Source organism: Stenotrophomonas sp. STEN022, assembly GCF_056760155.1.
On sequence record NZ_JBRREG010000165.1, the window covers coordinates 1 to 5,031 of the forward strand.

Sequence of the window (5,031 nt, forward strand, 5' to 3'; positions counted from 1 at the left end):
CCACGAACCTCTCCCGCGCGGCGCCGCGCGACCTTGCTTAACCCCCCCTCAGACCCGGGGCTGCGGTCACGGGTTCTCCGCGCCGTGCTGTTTGGCCCGCCCACTACGCTCTTGCTCCCTCCCTTGCGCAACGCGCAGGGGAGGGTTGGGGAGGGGGGCTTTTGGCTTTTGGCCTTTGGTTTTTCGGCTTTCGCCTCCTCAAACAACTCTCAGCCTCGCGGCTCACGCCGCTCCCGCAACCAAACGCAACCGCAGCGCTTATCATCAAGCTCCAGTGCAAGGAGCGTATGGATGAACCCGATCAACCGGCTGCGTGCAGGCGCCACCATGGCCGCGCTCACGCTGGCCTTCTCAGCCAACGCAGCGATCACCGACTTCGGCAGCTGCGGTGCCTCACTCAAGACCGCCGCCGTCGCCCAGGGCATCAGTGGCGAAAAGTTTGATCAGGTTTTCAGCAGCATCACCCCCGACCTGAGCGTGCTGCCACTGCTCGATGCGCAGCCCGAGTTCACCACCCCGATCTGGGACTACCTGGCCTCGCTGGTCGACAGCCGCCGTATCGCCGATGGCCGCGCGCTGCTTACCCAGCACCGCGCGCTGCTGGACCAGGTCAGTGGCCAATATGGCGTTGATCCGGCCACCATCGTCGCGGTCTGGGGCGTGGAGAGCGATTACGGGCGAGTGTTCGGCAAACGTCCGTTGCTGCAGTCGCTGGCCACCTTGTCCTGCAACGGCCGCCGCCAGCCCTTCTTCAAGGGCGAACTGCTGGCCCTGCTCAAGCTGATCGACAAAGGCGATTTGAACCCGGCTGGCTTGACCGGCTCCTGGGCCGGTGCCTTTGGCCACACCCAGTTCATGCCATCCACCTATGCCCGCATCGCCGTAGATGGCGATGGCGATGGGCGTCGTGATCTGGTCGCCAGCATTCCCGATGCGCTGGCCTCCACCGCCAACTACCTGAAGCAGTCGGGCTGGCGCAGCGGCCAGCCATGGGGCGTGGAAGTCCGCATCCCGGCCAATTTCAATGCCGCACTTGCAGGCCGCACCAAGCGCAAACCGTTGGCGGACTGGCGCGCGCTGGGCATTACTCTGGCCGACGGCAAGCCGTTGCAGGTGTCGGCCATCGCTGATGACAGCAATGCCGCCCTGCTGCTGCCGGCTGGCGCCAAGGGCCCGGCCTTGCTGGTGTTCCGCAACTACGACGCGATCTATTCCTACAACGCCGCTGAAAGCTACGCCCTGGCCATTGCCACCCTGGCCGACCGCTTGCGCGGCGGCACTGGTCTAAGCGCAGCCTGGCCGACCGATGATCCAGGCATAGGCCGCGATGAGCGTCGGGAACTGCAGACCTTGCTGCTCGCACGTGGTCACGACATCGGCAGCGCTGACGGCATGGTCGGCACCGCCACCCGCCGCGCCATCCAGGTCGAACAGCAGCGCCTTGGCTGGAAGCAGGCCGACGGCCGTGCTGGCAGCCGCATCCTGCAGGCGCTGCGCAGCGCCAAACCTGCCGTGCCCACAGCGTTCCGGCTTCCGCCCAATTACCAGCAACTTGTCCAATCACCGATCGTACGGAGCAGCGTTTCAATGAAGGATGTGCAGGGCCTGAGCACAGGCGACTTCAAGGGTTTTGACGCATGGAAGGTGGAAACCCCGTTCTCCACCGCTGCCATCAGCGTGTTTGGTGGGCAGCTGCTGTCCTTCGTACCCAACGGTGGCCAGGACGTGATGTGGCTCTCGCCCACCGCCAAACAGCCGCCCACGCCCATCCGCGGTGGTGCGCCGGTGTGCTGGCCGTATTTCTCGCGGCAAGGGCAGGGCAATGACGTGCCTGCACATGGTTTCGTGCGCACCGTCGCCTGGGAGCTGCGCGATGCACGCCGCGAAGCCGATGGCAGCGTGGTGTTGACCCTTGCACCGCCGGTGATGGAAAGCCTGAGCCTGCGCCTGCAGATGGTGGTGCGCATCGGCCGCACCCTGGAGCAGGAACTGATCACCGAGAACACCGGCAACCAGGCGACCAGCTTTACCCAGGCCCTGCACAACTACTTCAATGTCAGCGATGCCTTGAAGGTGGATGTCACCGGCCTGGACGGGCTCACCTACCTGGACAAGCTCGATAACGGCAACGCCTACGTGCAGAAGGGTGACTGGAACCTGCGTGACCCGCGTGATCCGGGTCGCAGCGACCGCCTCTACACCCAGGCCGGTGGCCATTACGTGCTGCGCGACCCGGGTTTCAAGCGGGCGATCGACATCAGCACCAGCGGCAGCCGCACCGCCGTGGTCTGGAATGCCGGCGAAGCCGGTGCCGCGAAGATGGACGATATCGGTGCAGCGTGGCGCAACTACGTCTGCGTCGAGGCTGCCAACGCCGGCCCGGATGTGATCGAGCTGGCCCCCGGCGGACGCCACGTCCTCAAGCAGGTGTTCGAGGTGAAGCCGTTGTAAGCGCGGTACTGCCCATCGCAAAGGACTACCTTTTGGACGAGATATCGACGCGGCATTCGAACAACCCGTATGCCGCACCGTTGGCGGGTACCGGCGCAGTCAGTGAGCCGGTATCGCTGGAGCAGCGCGCCGCGCGCCTGAAGCGAGCGGTGGGCGACAACTTCGAGATCTACCAGCGGCGCTGGAACCTGCACAGTGCGCACCCGTTGCCTCCCCGTCCATGGCATTGGCCGGCCTTCCTGTTCGGGGTGTACTGGCTGTTGTTCCGCAAGATGTATCTCGTGGCGCTGCTGTTCTTCGCCGTCAGCGAAACGTTGGCCTTCGTCATTGCCTTGGCTGGTGCACCGCAAGCCGTGATCTATGCGGTTTTCTTCGTGCTGAAGGCCGGGCTTGGATTGGTGGCCAACGCCTTGTACCTGCGGCACTGCCAGCGTCTGGTGCGCAAGGTCGAGCATGCCCATCCCGGTGCCGAGCACCGCGTCGGCAGTGAGCTGGAGCGCCGTGGCGGCACCAGCTACCCGGTATTGGTCGCAGGCCTGGCCGCGGCGGTGGCGTTGCGTGTATGGGTCGGGTTGGCTTGAAGCCGGGTAGTTCTGCCGCGCTTTCAGCGTGGGGCGGCGGGCCGACGCAGCACCAGCAAGGTGATCACACCGGCCACCAGCCCCCAGAACGCAGAGCCAATGCCGGCCATCGACAATCCCGATGCCGTTACCAGGAAGGTCACCAACGCCGGCTCGCGCTCGGCCTCTTCCTTCAATGCCACGGCCAGGCTGTTGCCGATGGTGCCGAGCAGGGCGATACCGGCCAGCGTCGCAATCAGTTCCTTGGGGAACGCCGCGAACACCGCCGCCACGGTCGCGCCGAACAAGCCGATCACGATATAGAACACGCCGGCACTCACCGCTGCGGTGTAGCGCCGTGCGGGATCCTCATGCACATCCCTGCCCATGCAGATCGCCGCGGTGATCGCGGCCAGGTTCAATGCATAGCCGCCGAACGGCGCCAAGGCGGTATTGACCATCCCGATCCAACCGATCACCGGTGATATCGGCGCGTCATAGCCCGAGGCCTTCAACACCGCCACGCCGGGCACGTTCTGCGAGGCCATGGTCACGATGAACAAGGGCAGGGCGATGCCGAACAGCGCCGCCCACGACAGCGTCGGCACGGTGAACACCGGCAGCGCCATCTGCAGCTGCACCTGTTCCATGTGCATCAGCCCCTTGCCACTGGCGATCGCCACGCCCACCAGCAAGGTCGCGATCACCGCATAGCGCGGTAACCAGCGCCGCCCCACCAGATAGGTGGCGAACATCAACAGCACCAGCAAAGGCTGGGTGTTCACCGAAACAAAGACATCCAGGCCAAAGCGCAGCAACACCCCGGCCAGCATGCCCGAGGCCAGCGACACCGGAATCCGCCGCATCGCCTTCTCGAACACGCCCGAGAATCCGGCCAGCGTGCCCAGCACGGCGGCCAGTACAAACGCACCAATCGCATCGGACAGCGGCAGCGTAGTCGCCCCGACCACCAGCATCGCCGCACCCGGCGTAGACCAGGCCGTCACCACCGGCATCCGGTAACGCAGCGACAGACCAATACAGGTCACGCCCATGCCGATGCCCAGCGCCCACATCCACGACGCAATCTCGGCCTGCCCGGCACCAACGGCCTGTGCCGCCTGGAACACGATCACTGCGGAGCTGGCAAAGCCCACCAGTACCGTAATGAAGCCGGCAACCACAGCGGGCAGCGAGAGATCACGAAAGAACGAACGCGGAGCCGGATTGGTCATCTATATAGAGGTGCAACGGATCAACCCGCATTGTGGCCCAGCAAGCCGCTCTACGGTTCCAGACAAAAGTAGGCGGAGCAATAGCCCCTCTCCCGCTCGCGGGGTGAGAGGGGCAGCTTGCGAACCATTGGTTCGCTGCCCATCGAACGCCCTTGCGCCAGCGCAAGGGCCGGGGCGCGGAGCGGGGGTTGGGGTGAGGGCTGCTCTTCGCGCTGAAGCTGGGTAGCGCCCAACCAGGTGAACCAAGCGTTCCGCACCACCCGCCCAGCAAGGCATCGACCCTTGCTCCAGATCTGGTCATCAGGAAGTAGTGGCGACGAAAGAGCGAAAGCAGGCTCAAGGCACCGCCGCACTTTGCCAACTCTGGCCCCAACCCCCGATTTGCCGCTCTGCAACAAAAAGTGATTGCGATTTTCACAAAGATGTCTAGAATCCACCTCCTCGCTTCACGGCGCCGATCACAACAGTGACCGACACCAAGAAACGACGTCACCAACCTCGAAACAGGGTGTTGACGGAAACAAAAAGCCTGCCATAATAGGCGGCTCGCTTCGACGAAAAGCCTTCGGGCCAACGGTGAAGCCGCCGAGTCAACCGCCTCTCAAAAAGGTGTTGACGAAGCAGAAAAGCCGGCTATAATGGGCGGCTCGTTACGACGGAAACGTCGCAGCCTACGAAGAAGGCGCTGAGGCCCGATTCGAAGTTCTTTGAAAGTATGCGCAGGTATCTTGTGAGGACGCCTGCAGGAATGGATGACTGTCCATCTTGCAGACGTTTAATCAAGC

General features: G+C 64.0%; 3 protein-coding genes. 2 read left to right on the top strand and 1 reads right to left on the bottom strand.

Annotation, left to right across the window (positions count from 1 at the left end):
- The first annotated feature begins 291 nt into the window (after positions 1-291).
- Together ACVOMF_RS20430 and ACVOMF_RS20435 are read left to right on the top strand one after the other, a co-directional pair.
- Positions 292-2,451, top strand: a complete 2,160-nt coding sequence (locus ACVOMF_RS20430; protein ID WP_481510900.1) for a lytic murein transglycosylase — start codon at positions 292-294, stop codon at positions 2,449-2,451.
- Between the two features lie 32 nt (positions 2,452-2,483).
- A complete protein-coding gene (locus ACVOMF_RS20435) occupies positions 2,484-3,032 on the top strand; it encodes a DUF2628 domain-containing protein (RefSeq protein ID WP_481510901.1) in 549 nt (182 codons plus the stop codon).
- 23 nt (positions 3,033-3,055) lie between these two features.
- On the opposite strand, the gene ACVOMF_RS20440 is transcribed toward ACVOMF_RS20435, so the two are convergent.
- Entirely contained in the window at positions 3,056-4,246 is a 1,191-nt protein-coding gene (locus tag ACVOMF_RS20440) for a benzoate/H(+) symporter BenE family transporter (protein WP_481510902.1), read from the bottom strand.
- Between the last annotated feature and the right edge of the window lie 785 nt (positions 4,247-5,031).